The organism is Pseudomonas sp. CGJS7 (assembly GCF_036961695.1).
The window spans coordinates 17,722-40,403 of record NZ_JBAMDI010000038.1; the positions used below are offsets into that span (position 1 = coordinate 17,722).

The 22,682-nt window shown below is 66.1% G+C and carries 21 protein-coding genes; 11 read left to right on the plus strand and 10 right to left on the minus strand.

Features of this window, described 5'->3' with window-relative positions; all coding sequences use genetic code 11:
* Nucleotides 1-156: 156 nt before the first annotated feature.
* A complete protein-coding gene (locus tag V7787_RS22295) occupies nucleotides 157-1,962 on the minus strand; it encodes a phosphoenolpyruvate carboxykinase (GTP) (RefSeq protein WP_336089598.1) in 1,806 nt (601 codons plus the stop codon).
* 49 nt (nucleotides 1,963-2,011) lie between these two features.
* A complete protein-coding gene (locus V7787_RS22300) occupies nucleotides 2,012-2,665 on the minus strand; it encodes a TetR/AcrR family transcriptional regulator (protein WP_336089600.1) in 654 nt (217 codons plus the stop codon).
* A gap of 380 nt (nucleotides 2,666-3,045) precedes the next feature.
* Between V7787_RS22300 and V7787_RS22305 the strand changes: the two genes are divergently transcribed.
* The 6 genes from V7787_RS22305 (at nucleotide 3,046) to V7787_RS22330 (ending at nucleotide 8,651) form a co-directional block, all read left to right on the plus strand.
* Nucleotides 3,046-5,529: an acyl-CoA dehydrogenase gene (locus V7787_RS22305; RefSeq protein WP_336089601.1), complete on the plus strand. Its 2,484-nt coding sequence runs from the start codon at nucleotides 3,046-3,048 to the stop codon at nucleotides 5,527-5,529.
* A 299-nt stretch (nucleotides 5,530-5,828) separates the two neighbouring features.
* Nucleotides 5,829-6,305: a hotdog fold domain-containing protein gene (locus V7787_RS22310; protein ID WP_336089603.1), complete on the plus strand. Its 477-nt coding sequence runs from the start codon at nucleotides 5,829-5,831 to the stop codon at nucleotides 6,303-6,305.
* Between the two features lie 197 nt (nucleotides 6,306-6,502).
* On the plus strand, nucleotides 6,503-6,886 hold the full coding sequence (locus V7787_RS22315; protein ID WP_336089604.1) for a hypothetical protein: 384 nt from the start codon (nucleotides 6,503-6,505) through the stop codon (nucleotides 6,884-6,886).
* 319 nt (nucleotides 6,887-7,205) lie between these two features.
* Nucleotides 7,206-7,448, plus strand: coding sequence for an XAC0095 family protein (locus V7787_RS22320; RefSeq protein ID WP_336089606.1), 243 nt, complete (start codon nucleotides 7,206-7,208; stop codon nucleotides 7,446-7,448).
* A 404-nt stretch (nucleotides 7,449-7,852) separates the two neighbouring features.
* Entirely contained in the window at nucleotides 7,853-8,185 is a 333-nt protein-coding gene (locus tag V7787_RS22325) for a hypothetical protein (RefSeq protein ID WP_336089608.1), read from the plus strand.
* Nucleotide 8,186: 1 nt separating this feature from the next.
* Nucleotides 8,187-8,651, plus strand: a complete 465-nt coding sequence (locus V7787_RS22330; RefSeq protein WP_336089610.1) for a helix-turn-helix domain-containing protein — start codon at nucleotides 8,187-8,189, stop codon at nucleotides 8,649-8,651.
* A gap of 61 nt (nucleotides 8,652-8,712) precedes the next feature.
* On the opposite strand, the gene V7787_RS22335 is transcribed toward V7787_RS22330, so the two are convergent.
* Both V7787_RS22335 and V7787_RS22340 read right to left on the minus strand, forming a co-directional pair.
* Nucleotides 8,713-9,228 (minus strand): hypothetical protein, encoded by a 516-nt coding sequence (locus V7787_RS22335; RefSeq protein WP_336089612.1) that lies wholly within the window; start codon nucleotides 9,226-9,228, stop codon nucleotides 8,713-8,715.
* Nucleotides 9,229-9,400: 172 nt separating this feature from the next.
* Nucleotides 9,401-10,573 carry an MFS transporter gene (locus V7787_RS22340; RefSeq protein ID WP_336089613.1) on the minus strand — a complete coding sequence of 391 codons (1,173 nt, stop codon included), beginning with the start codon at nucleotides 10,571-10,573 and terminating at the stop codon, nucleotides 9,401-9,403.
* 517 nt (nucleotides 10,574-11,090) lie between these two features.
* Between V7787_RS22340 and V7787_RS22345 the strand changes: the two genes are divergently transcribed.
* Both V7787_RS22345 and wrbA read left to right on the plus strand, forming a co-directional pair.
* Complete coding sequence (locus tag V7787_RS22345; protein ID WP_336089614.1) at nucleotides 11,091-11,330, plus strand: hypothetical protein; 240 nt, start codon at nucleotides 11,091-11,093, stop codon at nucleotides 11,328-11,330.
* Between the two features lie 190 nt (nucleotides 11,331-11,520).
* On the plus strand, nucleotides 11,521-12,120 hold the full coding sequence (gene wrbA / locus V7787_RS22350) for an NAD(P)H:quinone oxidoreductase (RefSeq protein WP_336089616.1): 600 nt from the start codon (nucleotides 11,521-11,523) through the stop codon (nucleotides 12,118-12,120).
* 188 nt (nucleotides 12,121-12,308) lie between these two features.
* On the opposite strand, the gene V7787_RS22355 is transcribed toward wrbA, so the two are convergent.
* Complete coding sequence (locus V7787_RS22355) at nucleotides 12,309-12,659, minus strand: DUF1304 domain-containing protein (protein ID WP_336089617.1); 351 nt, start codon at nucleotides 12,657-12,659, stop codon at nucleotides 12,309-12,311.
* Between the two features lie 77 nt (nucleotides 12,660-12,736).
* On the opposite strand from V7787_RS22355, the gene V7787_RS22360 reads away from it, so the two are divergent.
* Complete coding sequence (locus V7787_RS22360; RefSeq protein WP_336089618.1) at nucleotides 12,737-12,892, plus strand: hypothetical protein; 156 nt, start codon at nucleotides 12,737-12,739, stop codon at nucleotides 12,890-12,892.
* A 90-nt stretch (nucleotides 12,893-12,982) separates the two neighbouring features.
* On the opposite strand, the gene V7787_RS22365 is transcribed toward V7787_RS22360, so the two are convergent.
* From V7787_RS22365 to V7787_RS22385, 5 genes are all read right to left on the minus strand, one after another.
* Complete coding sequence (locus V7787_RS22365; RefSeq protein WP_336089619.1) at nucleotides 12,983-14,116, minus strand: SDR family oxidoreductase; 1,134 nt, start codon at nucleotides 14,114-14,116, stop codon at nucleotides 12,983-12,985.
* Entirely contained in the window at nucleotides 14,113-15,483 is a 1,371-nt protein-coding gene (locus V7787_RS22370) for an NTP/NDP exchange transporter (RefSeq protein WP_336089620.1), read from the minus strand. Before V7787_RS22370 ends, V7787_RS22365 begins: the two co-directional genes overlap by 4 nt.
* Nucleotides 15,484-15,825: 342 nt before the next feature.
* Nucleotides 15,826-16,575, minus strand: coding sequence for a hypothetical protein (locus V7787_RS22375; protein WP_336089621.1), 750 nt, complete (start codon nucleotides 16,573-16,575; stop codon nucleotides 15,826-15,828).
* Nucleotides 16,576-16,662: 87 nt separating this feature from the next.
* Entirely contained in the window at nucleotides 16,663-17,556 is an 894-nt protein-coding gene (locus tag V7787_RS22380) for a metallophosphoesterase (protein WP_336089622.1), read from the minus strand.
* The gene (locus V7787_RS22385) at nucleotides 17,553-18,956 is read right to left on the minus strand and encodes an NTP/NDP exchange transporter (protein WP_336089623.1); all 1,404 of its coding nucleotides are present in this window, start codon (nucleotides 18,954-18,956) and stop codon (nucleotides 17,553-17,555) included. Before V7787_RS22385 ends, V7787_RS22380 begins: the two co-directional genes overlap by 4 nt.
* A 283-nt stretch (nucleotides 18,957-19,239) precedes the next feature.
* Here V7787_RS22385 and V7787_RS22390 point away from each other — a divergent pair, with 283 nt between their 5' ends.
* Together V7787_RS22390 and V7787_RS22395 are read left to right on the plus strand one after the other, a co-directional pair.
* Nucleotides 19,240-20,832 (plus strand): GMC family oxidoreductase, encoded by a 1,593-nt coding sequence (locus tag V7787_RS22390; RefSeq protein ID WP_336089624.1) that lies wholly within the window; start codon nucleotides 19,240-19,242, stop codon nucleotides 20,830-20,832.
* A 392-nt stretch (nucleotides 20,833-21,224) separates the two neighbouring features.
* Nucleotides 21,225-22,637 carry a serine hydrolase domain-containing protein gene (locus tag V7787_RS22395; RefSeq protein WP_336089625.1) on the plus strand — a complete coding sequence of 471 codons (1,413 nt, stop codon included), beginning with the start codon at nucleotides 21,225-21,227 and terminating at the stop codon, nucleotides 22,635-22,637.
* The last annotated feature ends 45 nt before the right edge of the window (nucleotides 22,638-22,682 follow it).

Below are 22,682 nucleotides of genomic sequence, written 5' to 3' on the forward strand. Positions count from 1 at the left end.
ATCGGGGCGGCCGCGCCGGATGGGGTGATGGGAGGAGGCAGGTCGGCCCGGGCGGGCCTGGAACGGTACGGACCGCGCCAAAAAAGGAAAGGAGCGAGGCCCAAGCAGGCAACGCGCCCCGCTCGCTCCTCACTCCTCCCCACTCACTCCTGCTTCTTAGCTTTTCAGCGCCGCGGCGATGCGCTGCTGCTCATCGTGCAGGGCCTGCGGCATGCGCGGGCCGTATTCGCGCAGGTAATCGCCGATGCTGTCGAACTCGGCGCTCCAGCCGGCATGGTCGAAGCCGAACAACTTGGCGTGCGCCTCCTCGTTCAAGCTCACGCCGTCCAGGTTCAGATCCCCGGCCTGCGGCAGATGCCCGATCGGCGTCTCGGTCGCGCCGGCTTCGCCCTTGACCCGGCCGATCATCCACTCGATCACCCGCAGGTTGTCGCCGAAACCCGGCCACAGGAACTTGCCGTCGTCGCCCTTGCGGAACCAGTTGACGTGGAACACCTTCGGCAAATTGGCGCCGGCCTGATCGAACGACAGCCAATGGCTGAAGTAATCGGCGAAGTTGTAGCCGCAGAACGGCTTCATCGCCATCGGGTCGCGCCGCATCACGCCGACCGCGCCGGTCGCCGCCGCGGTGGTTTCCGAGCCCATCGCCGCGCCGACCAGTACGCCGTGGGTCCAGTCGCGGGCCTGGAACACCAGCGGCACCAGCGAGGCGCGGCGGCCGCCGAACACGATCGCCGAGATCGGCACGCCGGCCGGGTTTTCGGCTTCGGCCGAATAGCTCGGGCACTGCTTGGCCGAGACGGTGAAACGCGAGTTGGGATGCGCCGCCGGGCCCTTGGCCGCGTCGAAGGCATTGCCGCGCCAGTCGGTGGCCGCGGTCTGGCCGTTGTCCAAGCCTTCCCACCACGGCTGGTCGTCGGCGGTGACGCCGACGTTGGTGAAGATGGTGTTGCGCTGGATCGAAGCGAGCGCGTTCGGGTTCGACTTGGTCGAGGTGCCCGGGGCGACGCCGAAATAGCCGGCTTCGGGGTTGATCGCGTACAAGCGGCCATCGGCGCCTGGGCGCATCCAGCAGATGTCGTCGCCGACCGTCCACACCTTCCAGCCGGCCTGGCGATAACCTTCCGGCGGAATCAGCATGGCCAGATTGGTCTTGCCGCACGCCGACGGGAACGCCGCGGCGACGTAGTGGGTTTCGCCCTGCGGGTTCTCGATGCCGACGATCAGCATGTGCTCGGCCAACCAGCCTTCGCTACGCGCCTGATGCGAGGCGATGCGCAGCGCATGGCACTTCTTGCCGAGCAAGGCGTTGCCGCCGTAACCCGAACCGAACGACTTGATGGTCAGCTCATCGGGGAAGTGCATGATGAAACGGCGCTCGGGATCGAGCTCGCCGATCGAATGCAGACCGCGCACGAACTTGCCCTCGCGCTCGATCCGCTTGCGTGCGGCTTCGCCCATGCGGGTCATGATCCGCATGTTGGCGACCACGTACGGCGAGTCGGTGATTTCCACGCCGCAACGCGCCAGCGGCGATTCGATCGGGCCCATGCAATACGGAATCACGTACATGGTGCGGCCGCGCATGCAGCCTTCGAACAGCGCGTCCATCTTGGCGTGCGCTTCGCGCGGCGCCATCCAGTGATTGTTCGGGCCGGCGTCTTCGCGCTCGTTGGTGCAGACGAAGGTCAGGTGCTCGACCCGGGCGACGTCGTCGGGATGCGAGCGGTGCAGATAGCTGCCCGGATGGGTTTCGTCGTTCAGGCGCTCCAGGGTGCCGTCGGCCAGCATCTGCTCGATCAGCGCCTGGTTCTCGGCATCGCTGCCGTCGCACCATTGGATCTTGTCGGGTTGGGTCAGCGCGGCGACCTGCGCCACCCACTCGTTCAAAGCGGCAAGCGAACTGCCGGCGCCCCCCAGCGCCGCAGTCGTGGGGATAGCGTCTTTCGAAATAGCATTCACGGCATTGCTCTCCAGCCGGGGGACAACGTTAAGGGAATCGGTGACTCGGTCAGGACGAGGGAATCAGCGTGGCCATCATGTGCTCCACATAGGCCTCGAACTCGTCGTGTTGCATGCGGGTCTGGTGCAGTTGCAGGTTCAACTGCAGGAAGCCGACATAGGCGGCGTAGAGCAGGCGCGCGCGATGCTGGGCATCGGTGCGGCTCAGGCCGGCTTGGCGGAAAGAAGCGGTGAGGTAGTCCAGGCGGCGTTCGGACACGCGGCCGATCACCGGCTGCACGGCCGGGTGATCCAGCGCCTTGAGCAGCTCGGAATAGATGACGTGCGACTTCACCTCGTGCGCGACGAGGTGGAACAGCGAACGCAAACGCTGGCGCGGATCGGGAATCGGTTCGAGCTGGCCGAACACGGTTTCCTGCTCGACCTTCTCCCAACGCTCCAACGCCGCGACCAGCAACGCATCGCGCGAGGGGAAGTGCCAATAGAAGCTGCCCTTGGTCACACCGAGCCGGCGCGCGAGCGGTTCCACCGCGACCGCGGCGACACCTTGCTCAGCGATCAGATCGAGCGCGGCCTGGGCCCAGTCGTCGGCGCTGAGCCGACCGCTGCGTTCGGGCTTGGGTTCCGTCTTGGCATCGCCGGCAACGGCGGCGGACGGGGCGTCGAGCTTGGGCTCGGGCTTGTTCGAGGCGGGCGGGTTCATGGATGACAAGTTTAACCATACGGCATGGTCGGGAACAGTACGCAGTGCAGCAAAAAGCAGGGAATGGGGAACAGGGAACGGTGATTCGTGAAGAACGGCGGGGAAAACCGCGGCCGGATGCTGCGCTGCAGCAGAAAAGCGGCGGATTTATGGGCTCTGGCGGGCTCGCGGCCGCGGTTTCGTGCGTTCCAGAACCGCTCATGCCCGTTCGGTTGACAGCACCGAATTGCAATTCCATACTCGGCCGTATGTTACCCGTTTGATGCCAGCGTTTGAATGCCGGATCCAGCGACCGCGCAAGCCGCGTTCGCGCCGATTCGGCGCCGACATCACGCGAGCCCCACTAGCCTGAGTACAGCCGCATCCTCTGGAGCGCCGTCATGAGTATCGCGATCCCCTTCCTTGCTTTTCTAATCATCGGCGCGGTCGCCGCGTACCACCGCCTGCGTCTGCCGGTGTGGGCCGCACTGACCGCCACCGCGCTGGTCGCGTGCTGGCTACTCGGCGCCAACCACACCGCGGTCATCGTCGCCGCCGTGTTGGTCGCGGTGATCGCCATCCCGCTGCTGATCCCGGCGATCCGCCTGCCGCTGATCACCAAGCCGCTGCTGGGCTTCTACACCAAGATCCTGCCGCCGCTGTCGGAAACCGAGCGCACCGCGCTGGAAGCCGGCACCGTGGGTTTCGAGGGCGAACTGTTCTCCGGCAAGCCGGACTGGCAGCAACTGCTGTCGCAGCCCAAGCCCGAGCTGACCGCGGAAGAACAAGCCTTCCTCGACGGCCCGACCGAAGACCTGTGCCGGATGACCAACGACTGGCAGATCACCCACATCGACGCCGACCTGTCGCCGGAAATGTGGGACTACGTCAAGAAGAACAAATTCTTCGGCCTCAACATCCCGAAGGAGTATGGCGGTCTGGGTTTCTCGGCGCTCGCCAACCACAAGGTCATCCAGAAACTGGCGACGGTGTCGAGCGTGGTCAGCTCCACCGTCGGCGTGCCCAACTCGCTGGGCCCGGCCGAACTGTTGATGCATTACGGCACCCAGGAACAGAAAGACCATTACCTGCCGCGCCTGGCCGACGGCCGCGAAGTGCCCTGCTTCGGCCTCACCGGCCCGTGGGCGGGTTCGGATGCCACGTCGATTCCCGACTACGGCATCGTCACCATGGGCGACTGGAACGGCGCGCGCGTGGTCGGCGTCAAGCTGACCTTCGATAAGCGCTACATCACCCTGGCGCCGGTGGCCACGCTGATCGGTCTGGCCTTCCGCATGTACGACCCGGACGGTTTGATCGGCGACAAGCGCGACATCGGCATCACCATCGCGCTGCTGCCGCGCGACACCCCCGGGGTGGAAGTCGGCCGCCGCCACTTCCCGCTCAACTGCACCTTCCAGAACGGCCCGATCCACGGCCGCGAAGTCTTCATCCCGCTGAGCCAGTTGATCGGCGGCGAAGCCTACGCCGGCAAGGGCTGGCAGATGCTGGTGGAATGCTTGTCGATCGGCCGCTCGATCACCCTGCCCTCCTCGGGCAGCGGCGGCGCCAAGATGGGCGCCATCGTCACCGGCGCCTACGCCCGCATCCGCAAGCAGTTCGGCCTGTCGGTCGGCCGCTTCGAAGGCGTGGAAGAAGCCCTCGCCCGCATCGCCGGCCGCGCGTTCGCGATCAGCGCCCTGTCGCAGGCCACCGCCGCGGCCGTGGCGCGCGGCGAAAACCCCGCCGTGCCCTCGACCATCGCCAAGTACCACTGCACCGAGATGGCCCGCGAAGTCGCCAAGGACGTCATGGACATCCACGGCGGCAAGGGCATCATCCTCGGGCCGAAGAACTACGCCGGCCGCAACTGGCAGGCGCTGCCGATCATGATCACGGTGGAAGGCGCCAACATCATGACCCGCTCGCTGATGATCTTCGGCCAGGGCGCGATCCTGTGCCACCCGTGGGTGCTCAAGGAAATGAAGGCGGCGATGCTGCCCGACAAGGCGCAGGCGCTGCGCGAGTTCGACAAGAACCTGTTCGGCCACATCGGCTTCGCCATCTCCAACGCCGTGCGCAGCTGGTGGTTCGGCCTGACCGCCGCGCGCATCGGCGCCGCCCCGGGCGACACCTACACCCGCCGCTACTACCGCAAGCTCAACCGCTACTCGGCGACGCTGGCGTTGATGGCCGACACCTCGATGCTGCTGCTCGGCGGCAAGCTGAAGTTCAAGGAATCGCTGTCCGGCCGCCTGGGCGACGTGCTCAGCCAGCTCTACATCGCCAGCGCCATGCTCAAGCGTTACGAAGACCAGGGCCGTCCGGCCGGCGACCAACCGCTGCTGGCCTGGGCCTTCCACGACTGCGTGCACAAGATCGAACTGGCGCTGTCGGGCGCGCTGCGCAACTTCCCGATCCGTCCGGTCGGCTACCTGCTGTGGATGCTGATCTTCCCGTGGGGCCGCCGCGCGCAAGCGCCGAGCGACCGCCTGGGCCACCGCGCCGCATCGTTGCTGATGTCGCCCAACGACGCCCGCGACCGTCTGGCCGAAGGCGTGTTCATCACCCCGTGCGAGAACAACCCGGCCGGCCGCATCAACAGCTACCTGCAGAAAGTGATCCTGGCCGAACCGGTGGAGCGCAAGTTCCTCAAAGCGCTGAAGAACAGCGACATCGAAGCGTTGGACTTCCCCGCCCAGCTCGAAGAGGGCGTGCGCGAAGGCTGGATCACCGCCGAAGAACGCAAGCAATTGGAAGAGCTGCGCGAGATGACCATCGACGCCATCAGCGTCGACGACTTCGACGCCGCCGAGCTGCGTTCGGCCGGCTACAAGCCGCACCAGGCCGATGGCGGCCACGGCGATACTCGCGCCGCGGCTTGATGCCGGGATCGTGGATGCGATACGACGCTTGAAACGGAACGGCGGGCCCTCGGGCTCGCCGTTTTGGTATCCGGCCTAGAAACGCGTTCTTTCACGCCATCTCGCCACCCACCTGCCGTCATTCCCGCGCGCGTACGCGCCAATCCCGCGCAACCCACCTACCGTCATTCCCGCGTAGGCGGGAATCCAGGGCTTCATCGCTGCATGACTCTGAAGTCTCTGGATTCCCGCCTTCGCGGGAATGACAGTGGGAAAGTGCGACGCGACTCCACATAACCTCACGACGAGCCATAACCGCCATGAGCGCCAACGTCCTCACCCTCTACAAAAAACTGACCCGCTACCCCGCCGGCCACTGGCTGTTCTCGCGCGCCGTCTGCATGAAAGCGCCCTACTTCGGCAGCATCAAACCGCGCTTCGAATCCCTGGAACCCGGCCGCTGCACCGCCACCATCAAACACCGCCGCGCCGTCACCAACCACCTCGGCACCGTCCACGCCATCGCCATGTGCAACCTCGCCGAACTCACTGGCGGGGTGATGACCGACGTCAGCATTCCCAAGTCGATGCGCTGGATTCCCATCGGCATGCAGGTGGAATACCTCAAGAAGGCCGTCGGCACCTTGCGCGCCGTCGCTACCCCGGCCGCGCCTATCGTCGAATCCGACGCGCCCTACGACCTGCCCGTGAACGTGGAAATCGCCAACCCCGCCGGCGAACCCGTATTCCGCGCCCGCATCGCCATGCGCGTCTCCCCCAAACCCAAACGCGATTAGCCGAAGCCCCTGTAGGAGCGGCGCGAGCCGCGACCGCGACATCCGGCCTGCGTCGTAAGCGCGATGTCGCGGTCGCGGCTCGTGACCGAAGGAAATCCCGTGGGACGCCGCTCCTACGGTCGGAACCGAAACATCCGCATATCACCGACGCTCTTCCCGCTGCCACAATCGCCCCCCACAGCCGCATGGGCCATGCCATGACCGCGACCACGTGGATCTACCTAGCCGGCCTGCACAGCCTCGGTTTCGCCATCTTCCACATGGGCTTCTGGAAACTGTTCGGCTGGCGACGCACATTGGCGAACGCGACCATCGCCGACCGCGCCATCATCCAGATTCTCAACCTGCGCCTGATCTACATCGCTCTAGGCGTCGCCGCGCTGTGCTTCCTGTTCGCCGACGAACTGCACAGCTCCGCGCTGGGCCGCGCAGTGCTATTGGGCATGTCGCTGTTCTGGGTCGGCCGCACCATCGAGCAATTCGTCTTCTTGCGGATCAACCGACCGATGATTCACGTGTTGACCGCACTGTTCGTCTTAGGCGCGGCTTTATTCGCGATTCCGCTATGGATTTCGCTTTGATCCACACCACGTGCATCGTCGTTGTGCACTATCGAAAAAACTTCGCGAACCGCTATTGACAAGGTTTTTTGCGAGTCGCAGTCTTCGCGCAGGAGCCTAGAAACTCCTTACGTAGCGGTAGCCACCTCCGAAACACCGGTGGTTTTTTTGTGCCCGTTCTTCAGGCACTGCCGACGCATGCGCCCTGCGTCGGGAGGGCGGTGAATACAACACCCGCAAGGGGAATAAGCCCGCCGTCTACGTACGGTTTCTAGCCTCCCGACACCCCGCCTGCATGTTCATGCAGAGCGGGCTACTCACATGGAGAGGAGTAACGCATATGCCCCGAAGAACCCCGTCCGCGATTCCCGCGGACCACGTCCTGCTACCTGTCGATGCCTATCTTGGCTTGCAAGCCTTCCACAACGAACTGATCGGCATCGCCCAAACCATCGATCCCGCCGACGCGCCTTCGCCCGCCATCCGTAAGCCCGAACAATCGCGCCGCCGCGCCCTGGCCCGAGTGTTCCGCCTGTGGGCCGATCAAGTCCACGGCAACCTCCAAGCGATCCGCTCCAAGTAAGCCCGTTCACCGCCGACCTGCCGCCGTCCAGCCCGCGGCGGCCCCTGGCGCGTCCGCAACAGCAACTTGGAACAGCCTGCTCCCGCGAACCGCACGTGCCCGGCACGTTGCGCGCCAGCCGATTCGCCTTGCGGGAAATTGCCGCCGGCTTGCGCACCGCCGCTAGGACCCGAACGGCCATACGGGCGCCTACAGGGCGTCAGTTGTGCCGGCGCCTTAAACACCTGTCCGGGGCGCCCGCGAATGAGCGATTGCCTAGCACACCGGTCGGTTTCCGAAGGCAGGCGTCGTCCGGCCCGCCGGCCCCCTTCGGACGCCGGAGAACCCTTAACCAAAGGCGTCGGCCGGTATATCCAGCTTGCAATCACCTATCAAATTGATAGGCTAGACTCGTAGAGGAAAGGATGCCCGTCAGCAAATTCAGAATCACCGCCAGGCAGTTGGAACCGCGCGTTCACGAGGCGGCGAAGGATTCGTTCAACGTCACCATCGTTCCCGCCCCGATGAAACGCAGCATGGCCGGGATGACGACTTACTTGCAGATCATCGAATGCTTGCGCAAGGGAACCATCGTCGGCAAACCGGTGTTTAGAGAGGATGGATTCTGGGAGTTCCGCATGGAGCGTTTCTCTGCCAATCAGTGGCACGCATTTCGGGTGTACGCATCGGTAGAAGGCGCGCGCGTCGTCGAACTGATCGTCGACATCAAACAACACCTAGAAGACAGGGGGATTTGACATGTACCGCTACCTCGGCGCGGGCCTGTCCAACGTATTTCTGAAGAACGGCTACAAGACCGTCAAGACGCCGTTCGGACAGGGCGTAAAGATTCACGACGTGGACGGCCTGCACGATGCGCTGGCCGAAGCGATCGTAGCCAGCCCCAATCCGGTGAACGGCCAGGAGTTCCGTTTTTTGCGCAATCAGCTGGAATTGTCGCAAGCGGCGCTGGCGGAGCTATTGGGCACCAGCGAGCAATCGGTGGCCCGCTGGGAAACGGGCAAGAGCAAAAAAGTCGATGCGACCGCGGAACGGCTGCTGCGGGTTCTGTACAAGTCGGCGAAATGCGGCGAGAAGAAGTTCGCGCCGGTGCTCAAGATGTTGCAGGCATTGGAATGCGCGCCCGGCGCTCCGCGCCAATTCGTTGCGACTGAAGTGCGCGACAGCTGGCGGGCGAAAACCGAGGCGGCCTCGGCGGCGTAACCTACGTCGCAGTCTGAATTTTGTACCGGCCCTCAAAGGTTCAAGCTTCGACCCACTTGGTTTACTCGCGAAACGCACCCTTCTTCATACGCGCGCACCCACCCTTTTTGGTGAAGAACGGCGGCTCCACCGCGATTTCGCTATGGCATCGGTGCCCGACGTCGTATTGAACTCGCCGATACTTGAATCCGTACTTCTTCTGTAGCGAATCCAGAGCGCACGACGCTCGCAGGTCTCCAACTCGCGTCAGGCAGTGCTTCGCCGAACGCGCGACTATGCTTTCCGCCACATCGCGCCTGCGCTTTGTGTAGTCCTCATCTGGATCGAGGAAGTAGAACAAGACGAACACCGCATCCCAGGCTTCTTTAGTCGACTTCGCGCTGACGCCCACCACCTGCTGACACCAGTCGCCACCGCAGAACTCCACGGATCCTTTCGCGGCATCAGGCCAGTGTTTCGCCTCGGGATAATCGCTCTTGAGTACTTCAAGCGTCTGCGGCTCAGCGGAAGCCGCGCGAACGTCGGGCGCTGCAACGAACAAGGCCGTAAGCAAGACCGAAACTGCAAGCATGCGCATTGCATCACCATCCTGTTGGCGACTACTTATAGGAGATCTCTTTCCCTCGCTTAAGGATAAAGACGTTACCGCCCAGTCGGCTACAGATTTCGGTCAGGCCAGCCCGTCCCGCGACGGGACTCGGATAAAGCAAAAGCCCCGCACTCGGCGGGGCTTTTGCGTTTGAACTGGCTCAGGCCGCGGCCTCAGGCTCAGGCTCCACCTGCGCCGGCTGCCCCATCGACATCAACACCAACCCCACCACCACCGACAACCCGACCAGCGCCGCCGCGGCGTAACCAACCCCGCCCACGCCAACCACATCGATCACCCGGCCGCCAACGATGGCGCCGACGCCGATGCCCAGGTTCGCGCCGGACACGTTGAGCGCTGCGGCGAACGCCGGCGCTTGCGGCGCCGACTTCATCACCCGCACATGGCTGACCGGGAACAGCGCGGCCTGGGTGATGCCCCACAGGGCCAGCGCGATCGCGAACAGCGGCAGCGCCTGCACCGACGGCACCACCAGGATCAGGCCCATCGCCAGCGGCACGCTGAAGATCAGCGAGGCGCGCAGCGGGTGGCGGTCGACGATGCGGCCGCCCAGGGTGTTGCCGATCAGGCCGACGGCGCCGAACGCCATCAGCGCCCAGCCGACCACCGCGCCGTTGAAGCCGGCCAGGCGTTCGAACATGTCGGCCAGGTAGGTGTAGGCGGTGAACATGCCGGCGAACAGGATCACCGACATCAGCACGTTGCCGACCACGCGCGGGTCGCGCAGGACGCGGAACTGTTCGGCCAAACGCGGCGGCTGCGCGCCGCGGCTGTCGGGCAGGAAGGCGTAGAGCATGCCGGCCTTGAGCAGCGAGGCCACCGCCAGGGCGACGAACGCCGCGCGCCAGCCGAAGGCGTCGGCGATCAGGGTGCCGGTGGGGACGCCGATCACGGTGGCGCAGATCACGCCGAAGGAAATCATCGAGATCGCGCGGCCGGCGCGTTCCTGGCCGGCGATGTCGACGGCGGTCTCGCTGGCCAGCGCCCAGAACACCGGCACGCCGAGCGCGGGGATCAGCCGCGCGAACGCCATCACGCCCAGGTTCGGCGCCAGCGCCGCGACCACGTTGGAGGCGGCGAACAGCAGCAACACGATGATGAAAAGGCGCTTGCGCTCGAAGCGGGCGAAGTACGCGGTCAGGAACGGGCCGCTGGCGGCGACGGTGAAGGCGAACAGGGTCACCAGCAAGCCGGCTTCCGACACGCTCACGCCGAGGTCGCGCGAGAGCGAGGGCAACAGGCCGACCAGGATGAACTCGGTCGTCAGCACGGTGAAGCCGGCCGCCGACAGCAAGATAAGAGGCAACAGCACGGGGGTGCTCCTTGGAAAGAGAAAGGTCGCCGCCGCGCAGGGAATGCCGCGTCGGCCAAGTCGGGAGAGGGGGATGCGCGATGAGCCGCGGCAGCGCCGCGTTTCGGCGCATGAGTTCACTTTAGGAAACGGCCTCGCGCGAATAAACCGCGGCGCGTTGGCTGCATTGTTCCGAATCGAGGACGATGCGCGAACGCCTTGATCTTGCTGGTTTTATCGGGTTTTCCGAGATTCGGGACTATCAATCCCGCGACACGGCCTAGTCGCGGATACATGGATGCGGCAGTCTACTGCCCGCATTGGACGCGAACCGCCCGATTCCGATGCAACGGCAGGCAAATCGCCAGCGGAACTTAACTCATCGACGCCCGGATTGACCACGCCAACCAGGCCCGTCGGCGTGCTGCTTTCCGGTTCTGCCGCAACGGATAAGCCCCGACAGGCTAGCGACAGCGTCGTCGGTTAGATTACGCCGGAAATCGACGCATTCTCGCGCGTCGTTCCCACCCGGCCGCGCATGTCGAACGAAATCGACCCCAATCACGAAATGCTGCAGCGGCTGCGCGAAGGCGCGGATTTCTTGGCGCTGCATCCGCTGTTGGTGCGCTACCGCGATCGCGGATTTTCGGCCACGCAAGTGATGGACCATCTGGTGAGCTTGCGTCCCCGGCTCGGCGACGCAGCCGCCGACGATGTGGTGTGCGAGCTGATGGATATCGCGGCGGGATGGTGCTGCGCTCCGAACAAGGTCTGGTGATTTCGCCCGGCGATCCACCGTCGCGCATGAGCGAAGCCCGCGGCGGCCTGCGACCGACGCCGATCGAACGACAGACCGGCCGGCGCGACGGCCGTGGCCAGTAGCGCCCGAGCAACTGCGGAAGCCGTCACACCATTTGAAACATCCCCGCCCTAGGCTCGACGCCCTGTCCAACAAGGGAGTCGGAACCATGGCGAAAGTATTGGTGCTGTATTACTCGGCCTACGGCCACTGCGAAAAAATGGCCGAAGCCGTGGCCGAAGGCGCGCGCGAGGCCGGCGCGCAGGTCGACATCAAGCGGGTTCCCGAGTTGGTACCGGAGGAAATCGCGCGCAAGTCGCATTACAAGCTCGATCAGGCCGCACCGATCGCCCAGATCGCCGATCTGGAGCATTACGACGCCATCGTCGTCGGCACCGGCACCCGCTTCGGCCGGATGTCCTCGCAGATGGCCAATTTCCTCGATCAGGCCGGCGGTTTGTGGGCCAAGGGCGCGCTGCACGGCAAGGTCGGCGCGGCGTTCACCTCGACCGCGACCCAGCACGGCGGCCAGGAGACCACGCTGTTCTCGATCATCACCAACCTGCTGCACTTCGGCATGGTGATCGTCGGGCTCAACTACGGTTACGCCGGGCAGATGCGGCTGGATGAAGTGACCGGCGGCTCGCCCTACGGCACCACCACCATCACCGGCGGCGACGGGTCGCGCCAGCCGACCGAGAACGAGCTCGATGCGGCGCGGTATCAGGGCCGTGAGGTGGCGCAGACGGCGATCAAGCTGCACGGCTGAGCAGACTTAGCGCAGCCAAGTTGAAAGTGCTTGGAGCGGCAAGCAAGACCGCGCACCCACCCAACCGTCATTCCGGCGAAAGCCGGAACCCATTTTGATTTTGCTCCCACCGGCTCGGCAAACCCGCTCCGCCAGCGACACTCAATCGCCCCGACGCGTCCACGCGTCGGGGCGAGGCACCGTGCGGTTCAAAGTAACCACAGCGCCGCCAATGCCGCCAACGCCGGAACCGCTTGCACGTAGAAAATCCGGCGACTGACCGTGGCCGCGCCGTAAGCACCGGCGACCACCACGCACACCAGAAAGAACGTCGCCACGTCGACGCGCGCGCAGATCAAGCCCCAGACCAACCCGGCAACCAGAAAGCCGTTGTACAGCCCTTGGTTGGCCGCCAGCACTCGGGTCAGCGCAGCCTTTTCCGGCGTGTTGCGGAACACTTTCATGCCCAGCGGCTTGGTCCACAGGAACATTTCCAGGACCAGGAAGTACAGATGAAGCAGCGCGACCAGGGCGATCAGGGCGATGGCTAGCCAGTGCATGGGAGCGGGCTCTGGGGGGTGAGCGGCCAGCATAAGGCTTGTGGCGGCGGCTGGGGTCGCCCTCGCCGGATAAGAGCGTGGAACGCAACGGCGTACCCACTTCGCAAACCTTCCCCGCCGTCATTCCGGCGAAAGCCGGAATCCATTTTGCTGTTGCTTGTGACTTCGCCCTTGCTCGACGAAGCCAGGAGCCAGAGCAAGATCAAAATGGATTCCGGCTTTCGCCGGAATGACGGGGTGGTGGTTTACGGTTTTCGGAGATGGTGGATTACGGCATTCGGGAGTAGTGGGTTGCGGCCTTTGCTGGAACGCCTTTTCGGGTATCAGCCGCCCGCCTTATCGCGCTCATGCCAAGCCTTGAGCACCTCGGCCTCGCGCTCCGCGCTCAAGCCGGCCTTGAGCTTGGCCCGGCGTTCGGCCGGCAGCGCACGCCACCAGAGCAACGTATCGCGCACCGTCTCGCGCAGCGGCCGGTACACCAGACCGGCAGCCTGGGCCTTGCTCACCGAGGTCCGGCCAAAGCCGGCGTACTCGCCACTCGCCGGAATCCAGGTGGGCATGTCGCTCCAGGGCTTGACTTTCTGCGCTTCCAGAAAGTCCGCCGGCACCCAGGTCACGCTGGATTTCTTGCCCGAGGCGCGCTGCGATTCGCGCAGCAATGCGCCCATGGTCAGCGTGCCCGGCGCGCCGTCGGCGTTGTAGATGCCCAAGCGCGAGCCTTCGATGGTGGCGAGCAGGAACGCGGCCAGATCGCGCACGTCGATGAACTGGGTCGGGTCCTGGGCGCTGCCGGGCGCGAGGATTTCGCCGCCACGATCGGCACGCACCGGCCAGTAGGTGAAGCGGTCGCTGTTGTCGCCCGGGCCGACGATCAAACCCGGCCGGACTACGGTGGTACGCCCCGGCAGTTCCTGCTCGGCGGCTTTCTCGCACAAGGCCTTGAGGCCGCCGTAGGTTTCGCCGGTGACCTCGGTGACGGTGGGATCGGCCAGTGTCGCCAGCGGCGAGTTCTCATCGGCCGGCGCGTCGTTCTTGGCGTAAACCGAGACCGTCGACACCAACAGATACTGCTTGATCCGGGGCCCGAGCAGCTTGGCCGAACGCGTCACGTCGGCCGGGATATAGGCCGAAGTATCCAGCACCGCATCCCATTGCCGGTCGCCTTCCAGCGCCTTCATATCGGTCTTGCGGTCGCCGTGCAGTTGCTCGATGTCGTGGTATTGCTCGCCGGAGAATTTGTCCGGGTTGGTCTTGCCGCGATTGAACAGGGTCAGGGTGTGGCCGTGCTTGCGCGCGCCCTCGACGAAATGCGGGCCGAGAAAACCAGTACCGCCCATCACCAGCAGCTTGAGCGGCTTGGTCTTGGGTTGAAGGATCGTGCGCGCGGATGCAGGCAGCGCAAGCAGGCCGGTGCCGGCGGCACCGGCGGCGAGGAAGTCGCGGCGGCTGGTGGTCATGATTCACCTCGTGCGGGTTGGCGGTGCGAAACCGGGTCGGAAGAAAGGTGGCCGCCGGGCAGGCCGCGCTGCGCGCGCACGATGCTCCAGGCGCCGGCGGTCATGCAGGCGGCGGTCAGCGCGCCAGCGGCGAAGACCGCTTGGGTGCCCAACAGCGCGACGGCTTTGTGAATCCAGACGAAGGCCAAATCGGTGCCGCGGAAAATCGCGGTGTCGATCACCGCCTTGCCTTTGTAGCGCGAAGGCCGGTCCATGCGCGTGTACAGCGTCTCGCGCGCGGGCTTGGCCAGGGCGAACTCGCTAGAGCGCTGCAACACCTGCACGATCGCCACCATCACCGGCACCGGCGAAGCCAGCAACAAACCGAAACCGAGCAGCAGGGTCAGCCCCGGCATCAACAGCGCGGGCGCGACGCCATGGCGATTGAGCAGCCAGCGGGTCAAAAACAGTTGAATCAGGATCGCCAGCAGATTCACCGCGCTGTCGATCCTGGCGAAGTACGCCGTCGCCGCCTCTGCGCTGGGATAGAACTCGCGCGCGATCGCCGCCTGCTGGTTGTACAGCAGCGTCGCCGCGCCGACGCTGAAAAACAGGGTGATCGCCATCGCCCGCAGCACCGGCCGCTGCCAGACCAGCTTCAAGCCGGCCCACACCGAACCGCCCATCGCCGCCTCGCCGCTGTCGAGCCCGTGCGCCTGCGCGCGCTGGATCGCCCACGGCCGCAAACGCACGATGCACAGCACGCACACCGACAGCAACGCCGCCGATACCAGCAGCAGATTGGCCACGCCCAACGGCTGCACCAGCCACTGGGTCAATATCGGCCCGAGCACCGCGCCGGCGGTGCCGCCCGCGCCGATGTAGCCGTACAAGCGCCGCGCCTGCCGATCGTCGAACACGTCGGCCATGTAGCTCCAGAACACGGTCACCGCGAACAGGTTGAACACCGCGATCCAGACGAAGAACACCATGCCGCGGCCGGGCACGCCGGCGTGGAAGGCCCAGTGGAACGCGAACAGGCAGGCGATGAACAGCGCATACACCACCGGCAGAAACACCCGCCGCGGGAACCGCGCGACCAGCGCGCCGTAGACCGGCTGCAACGCGATCATCACCAGGAAGGTGCAGGTGAACAGCACCTGCAAGACGAAGTCCTTGAGCTGCAGACCGTGCGCCTGCGCCCATTGGATCATCGCGTGCGGAAACACCGTGGCCGCGTCGTTGGACGCGCCCATCGCGTCGCGCACCGGTCGCAGCACGTAATAGCCGCACAACAGGCAGAAGAAGTAGAGCAACGCCCACCACAGCGGCGGCGTGTTCGACAGGGCCGCACCGAATCGGCCGGGCGCGGGTTGGTTCGCGCTCATGCGCCGATGCTCCGCCCGACCGACAGCGCCCCGCGCCTCTGATACGAGACGCGCGCACGCCGATACCCGCCCCACCCGATTGGCTCGCGCATCCGCCGCTCCCTTTTCCCACCGCCAAGCTACCCGCGCCGATCCGGCGGGGCCTCTGCGGATGGTCATCCCAACCTTCGGCACAGACCGCGACCTGCGTCGCGGGCAGGGCGCCGGTCATCGATAGCCTTTCCACGGTTTCGGGCACGACACGGCCGTCGCCGGATAGCCGCCCTCGCCTTTCGCATCCAGGGCGGGAGCGCCCCGACCTAGATCGCTCGACCGTTCATCTTCGTCACCGTCGCGGCACGATCAAGGACGCGATGAACCGGCTTCGCGCGCCGCTTCTTCGGCGCGTACCTTCTTGGCGATCTGGGCCGCTTGCCTCAGTGCCCGGTTCCAGGCGCGCTGATCGCCGGGCAGGCGCCGCCCCGTGGCCAGATCGAAATTCACTTCGATATAGCGGGGCTCGTCGAGCTCGGGGTCGGTGCCGGGAGCCACCACCCGCACGATCAGACGTTGGCCGTCCGCAGAAATCGCGTGGTCGCCGTACCACTGCACCGAGCTGACCGAGTTCGGCAGCGCGTACAGATAGTCCTCGGGCAAGAAATCTTTCAACGCCATCGAGCGCACGGTCGCGCCCTTATCGTCGTAGATCACCACGACGTTGTTGCCGTAACCGGTGGAATGCCAGTTGTCGAAAGTGACCACCCGGCCGGTTTGCGAGACCAGTGCGCTGACCGGGCCGACATCGTTGAGCAAGGGGCCCGCCCACACCGGTCTCCATTGGCCTTGCACCCGATGTTCGAGTTTGCCCTGTGCGCGCTGATCCGCCGGGCGCGGGCCGGCGCCGGCTTTTTCCCGCGCCATCGCTTCGTCGAAGTAGGCCAACTGGCTTTCCAGCCGACGCGGCGTCGCCACGAAGCGCCAATTCTTGTCGGCCGACTCGTAGGTTTGCACGCGGGGCAAATCCCAACTGTCGGCATGGGCCGAGCCGATGCTGGCCAAGGCGATCACCAAGCCAAGTCCGAATAACCGGGCGCGGGTGCGAAGTCCTTTCATGTCGCCTGTTCCTTACCAGAGTCGCCGCTCATCAAGCCCGATCCCGCGCGCGCCGGCAAGCCTGAAAAATTACGCTCGGCCGCGCCGCTATCGATCCGTCCGCCCAACCGACGCGTCCCGACTCGCACCACCCAGCCGCAACCGCGAAATCTCCGGCGGCACCCCGAACCGCACCGGCAGAATGCTGGTGCCGATGCCGGTGGTCACGAACAGCGACTTGCCGTTTTCGATCAGATACCCGCCCGCATACCGTTGCTGCGCCGGCAGCACCGGGGTGCCGATCAGCGGCAGTTTCACCTGGCCGCCGTGGGTGTGGCCGGCGATGGTCAGCGAGGCGCGCGGCGGGACCTCGGGGAACAGGTCGGGGTTGTGGGTCAGCGCGATTGCGGGCGCGTCGTCGAGGACGCCGGAAAACGCGCGCGGGATGTCGTGGCGGGTTTCCCATTTGTCGCCGATGCCGACGATCCAGACCTTGCACGCACCGAACTGCGCGGCCTGGGCCTGGTCTTCGAGCACGATCACCCCGGCCGATTCCAGCGCCGCGCGCACTTTGTGGCCATCTTTCCACCAATCGTGGTTGCCGAGCACGGCATAGACCGGCTTGCGCGCTGTCAGCGGCTTGAGGTGCGGGGCCATTTGTTCGGCGGAGATGTAGGTCCCGCCGAGCACGCTGAGGATCACGTAATCGCCGGCCATCAACACCGCGCTGGCGTCGCTGGCCGACAGCCGCTCGACGATCTGATCGAGCTTGTCCAGGCCGTTGTGCGGCGAGCCGGTGTGGATGTCGGAGACCACGTCCAGGCGCAGGCCTTCGCATTCGCGCGACCAGTGCGGCAGCGCGAATTGGTAGTCGCGTTCGATCAGCTGCCGCGGTTCCCAGAAGAAGCCCCAGGCCAGACAGGCCAGCGCGCACAGCACCACGGTCACGAACAAACGTTGCAGCCACGGCTGCCGCGGCCATGGCCGCCAGCCGCGGGTCATACGCGGGTCCGTTGGCCGCGCGCGCCGCCGTCGGGCACCTGCGCGCCGCCGCGCTGGACCCAGCGGGCGATGTTCCAACCGACCACGCCCGCGCCGGCGGCCACCGCCGCGCTGATCGCGGCCAGACCGCCGACGCCGACGCCGACACTGCGCAGGCTGACCATCGCGGTCGCCACCATCACATCGCCGAACCGCCAGGCGGCGGTATCGACCGCGTTCTTGCCCTTGTAGCGCAAGGTACGCGCGGCGCTGGCGAACAAACTCTCGCGGGCCGGGCCGACCATGCCGTAGGCGAGCCCGCGGCTGACCACCAAGGCCACCGCCACCGCCGGCAGCGGTCCGATCAGCGCCGACACGCCTTGCGGCAACGCAGCCACCAGTTGGCCGTAGAGCGGGAACACCTGGGTCAACGGCACGTGCGCATCGGCCACCACCGCCGCCAGGGTCAGGAAGCACACCGTGGTCACCGACCACACCCCGATCACCGCCGCCGCGCCGCGCCGCGACAGCAGCCACGGCGTTATCAAGACCTGCATGCTCAGCGCCAGGATATTGGTCAGCAGATCCAGGTCGGCGGCGAAACGGGTGCGCGATACCGCGTCGGTGAAGGTGGCCTTGGAGTAGTCCACCACCAGTCCGTAATTGACCGTGCCGATCCAATCGCCCAACAGCAGCAGGATCGCCATCGAACGCATGAACGGGTTGGCGAAGATCTGCTTGAGCCCGTCCCACATGCCGCCGCCGATCGCGTCCTCGTGCGCGGTCTCGAACCGGCGCGAGCCGTGCACCCGCGACCAGCGCCCGAGCAGGATCACGAACACCAGCGCCACGCCCAGCAGCGTCGCCGACACCACCAGCAGCGGCGCTACCCCGATCACCCCGACCAGGGCGCGGGTCAGCGCCGGCCCGACCAGCGAGCCGACCGTGCCGCCGACGGCGATGATCGGAAACAACCGCCGCGCCTGGCCTTCGTTCCAGATGTCGGTCATGAAGCTCCAGAACACCGACACCACGAACAGATTGAAGATGCTGATCCACAGGAAGAACACCGTGCCCAGCACCCGCGGGCTCAACGGCCCGTTGTCGGCGAACAAGGGCACGAAACCGATCAGGCAGGCGATGAAGAAGCCGTACACCAGCGGCACCACCACCCGCCGCGGGTAGCGCGAGACCAGCCAGGAGAACACCGGCGTCAGCGCCAGCGTGGCGATAAACACCGCCGCGTAGAACCACGGCAGTTGGGTCGAACCGACCGCGGCGCTGAGCTGGTCGCGCACCGGCCGGATCACGTAGTACGCGGTGAGCACGCAGAAGAAGTAACCCACCGACAAAGCCACCGCGCGCCATTCGCCGGTATGGACCCGTCCGCTGGACAGGCTGGCGCCTTGCACTGCCGACATCGCGTCGCTCCGTGAGGGAACCGCCGCGGTACGGCGGGTTCTGCAGATCGTGGATTGCGGATCAGCGGCGCGGGGCGGTCTGCGCTCCCGTCGTCGCCCGAACGGCCGCCACTGCCGGCCGTCCGGGTTTGCCGGCACGGTAGCCCAAGGCGCGCAGCGCCGCCACCACGGCGTGTGGCGGAAACCGCGGGCGGCCGCCGTTGGGAGCATTTGCTCTAGTTTTGCCGCTTACGGTCGCCCGATCCGCGCGGCGAGCGACGCCGCGCCCTTGCCGGAAGCGCCAGTGGCCACCGAGTTCGACTACATCATCATCGGCGCCGGTTCGGCCGGCTGCGTGCTCGCCAACCGGCTCAGCGAAGACCCCGACACCCGGGTGCTGCTGATCGAAGCCGGCCCGCGCGACTTGCACCCCTTCATCCACATGCCCGCCGGCGTGGCCAAGCTGGTCAACAAGAAGGGCGTGAACTGGGATTACGACACCGCGCCGGAGCCGAATCTGGACAACCGCGTGCTGTGGTGGCCGCGTGGCAAGGTGCTGGGCGGTTCCAGTTCGATCAATGCCATGTGCTACATCCGCGGCGTGGCCGGCGACTACGACGGCTGGGCCGCCGGCGGCGCCAGCGGCTGGGACTGGAACTCGGTGCTGCCCTACTTCAAGCGCAGCGAGCGCAACAGCCGCGGCGACGACGCGCTGCACGGCAGCATGGGCCCGCTGTACGTGTCGGACCTGCGCTACACCAATCCGCTGTCGGCGGCGTTCCTTGAGGCCGCGCAACAGGCCGGCTTCGCCCTCAACCCGGACTTCAACGGGCCGCAGCAGCAGGGCTTCGGTTACTACCAGGTCACCCAGAAGAACGGCGCGCGCTGTTCCAGTGCGGTCGCCTATCTGGACCCGGCGCGCGAACGCCGCAACCTGCACATCGTCACCGGCGCGATGGTCAGCCGCATCACCCTGGAAAACGGCCGCGCCACCGGCGTGGTCTACAGCAGCGGCGGCCGCGCCTATCACCAGCACGCGCAGCGCGAAGTGCTGCTCAGCGGCGGCGCGATCAATTCGCCGCAGTTGCTGATGCTCTCGGGCATCGGCCCGGCCGATCAGCTGCGCCGGCACGGTATCGAGGTCGCGGTCGACGCGCCGCAGGTCGGGCAGAACCTGCAGGACCATCTGGACATCTGCACCCTGCAGCACTCGACCCAGCGCGTCACCTACGACCGCATCAGCGACGTGCGCGTGGCGTTCGACTACTACCTGCGCGGCCACAGCGGCCCGGGCAGCAGCAACATCGCCGAGGCCGGCGGTTTCGCCCGCTCATCGCTGGCGCCGGACGACCGCGCCGACGTGCAGTTCCATTTCGTGCCGGCGATGCTCGACGATCACGGCCGCCACCGCCTGTCCGGCGACGGCTACACCGCGCACGCCTGCTTCCTGCGCCCGCGCAGCCGCGGCCACGTCGAACTGGTCAGCGCCAGCGCCGGCGACAAGGTCCGCATCCAGGCCAATTATCTGAGCGACCCGGAAGGGTTCGACATGAAGATGATGGTCGAATGCGCCAAGCTCTCGCGCACGCTGTTCCAGCAGAAGGCGTTCGACAGCTACCGCGGCGCGCCGATCTTTCCGGCGCGCGAGGATCTCAGCGATGCCGAGCTGGTCGAGTTCGTGCGCGCCAAGGCCGAGACCGTGTACCACCCGGTCGGCACCTGCCGGATGGGCGACGATGCGGCCTCGGTGGTGGACTCGCAGTTGCGCGTGCGCGGCGTCGACGGGCTGCGGGTGATCGATGCGTCGGTGATGCCGACTTTGATCGGCGGCAATACCAATGCGCCGACGATGATGATCGCCGAGCGGGCTTCGGATTTGATTCGCGGGCGGGTTTGATTTTCAGGAATCGGTAGCCGACACGACGCTCTCCCCGCGCCCCTCCCCGATCGCCTCCCCCCTTTGAAAAAGGGGGGCAGGGGGGATTTGCTCTTGCTCCGAGGCAAATCCCCCGGCGCAGCCAGCCTTTCGCCCTACCCCATCACGCAAGCGCCAGCCCCCTTTTGCAAAGGGGGCGCATTTTCGGTGCGGCCATCTAAGATCGCCACCACATCGCCGCCGACAAAACCTCACCGCCTGGCCGCTCAGCGACGCTCGGATCGTTTACCCAATCTGCTCGCAGCCCGATCATTAATCCCTGAAAAATCAGAATCCTGAATGCGGTTGTTGTTCAATTCCCTGAGATCGGCGCTAGAATCGGTTCAACCCGGTCCACGCAGGCGCTGCGAGCGATGAAACACGATCCTTCCCGACGCTCCCTCAACCCCTGGCGTCTGGGCACGCTCGCCGCCCTGCTGACGCTGACCCTGGGTTCGACCGCGCAGACTTCGCTGCGCTGGCGCAGCGCCGACGCGGCCCAACCGCAAGCCGACGTCGCCCGCGCGCAAGGCCTCGACGGCACCGCCGCCACCGGTCTGCAGATCGGTTCGGTGCCCAACCTCAATACCCGCGTGCTGCCGCTGGCCGCCGATTTCGACGTGCGCCAGTTCGAAGCGATGGCGCAGGCGCTGGTCGCCGATCAACGCATCCCGGGCATGGCCATGGCCATCGTCCACAACGGCCAGATCCTCAGCGCGCGCGGCTACGGCATCACCGACGTGCGCAACGCCGAGCCGATCGACGCCCACACCGTGTTCCGCCTGGCCTCGCTGTCCAAGAGCTTCGCCGGCACCTTGACCGGCCTGCTGGTCAACGACGGCACCCTGCGCTGGGACAGCAAGGTCGTCGACTACATGCCCAGCTTCCAACTGGGCGACGCCAACGCCGCGCGCACGGTCACCGTCGCCGATCTGCTCAGCCACCGCGTCGGCCTGACCCACAACACCTACGACCGCGATCTGGAGAACTACGCCGACTACCGCGTGCTCACCCAGAAGCTGGCCTATGCGCCGATGACCTGCCAGCCGGGCACCTGCTACGGCTACCAGAACATCGCCTTCAGCATGATCGGCGACGTCGTGTTCGCCGCCACCGGCGATTTCTACAGCCAGGAAGTGCAGCGCCGCCTGCTCAAGCCGCTGGGCATGAACGACGCCAGCCTGGGCCTGGAAGGCATCACCTCGGCCGCGCGCTGGGCCAAGCCGCACGTGCGCGCGCGCGGCGGTTGGGCCTCGCTGACGCCCAAGCCGACCTATTACCAACTGCCGCCGGCCGCGGGGGTCAACGCCAGCGCCAGCGACATGGCGCAGTGGCTGATCGCGCAGACCGGCCACCGCCCCGACGTGCTGCCGCTGCCGCTGCTGGCGACCCTGCATCAGCCGCTGGTGGAAACGCCGTCGGAGATCCGCGGTTCCAGCTGGCGCCGTCAGCGCCTGACCTCGGCCGGTTACGCGCTGGGTTGGCGCGTGTTCGATTACGCCGGCCGCCGGGTGGTGTTCCATGCCGGCGCGGTCCAGGGCTATCGCGGCATCGTCGCGATGCTGCCCGAGCGCGACCTGGGCATCGCCATCCTGTGGAACAGCGAAAGCGGCCTGCCCACCGGCCTGCTGCCGACCCTGCTCGACCGCGCCATCGGCATGCCGGCGCAGCGTTGGCTCGATGTCGACGGCTTCGACGACCCGGGCCTGTACGCCTCCGAAGGCGCGACGCCGCAACACGATCCCACCGGCAGCAACGCGCAGAAGGCGACCGCGGCGCCGCACTGATTCGCGATTCGGCCCAGCACAAAAAGGCCCGCCATTGGCGGGCCT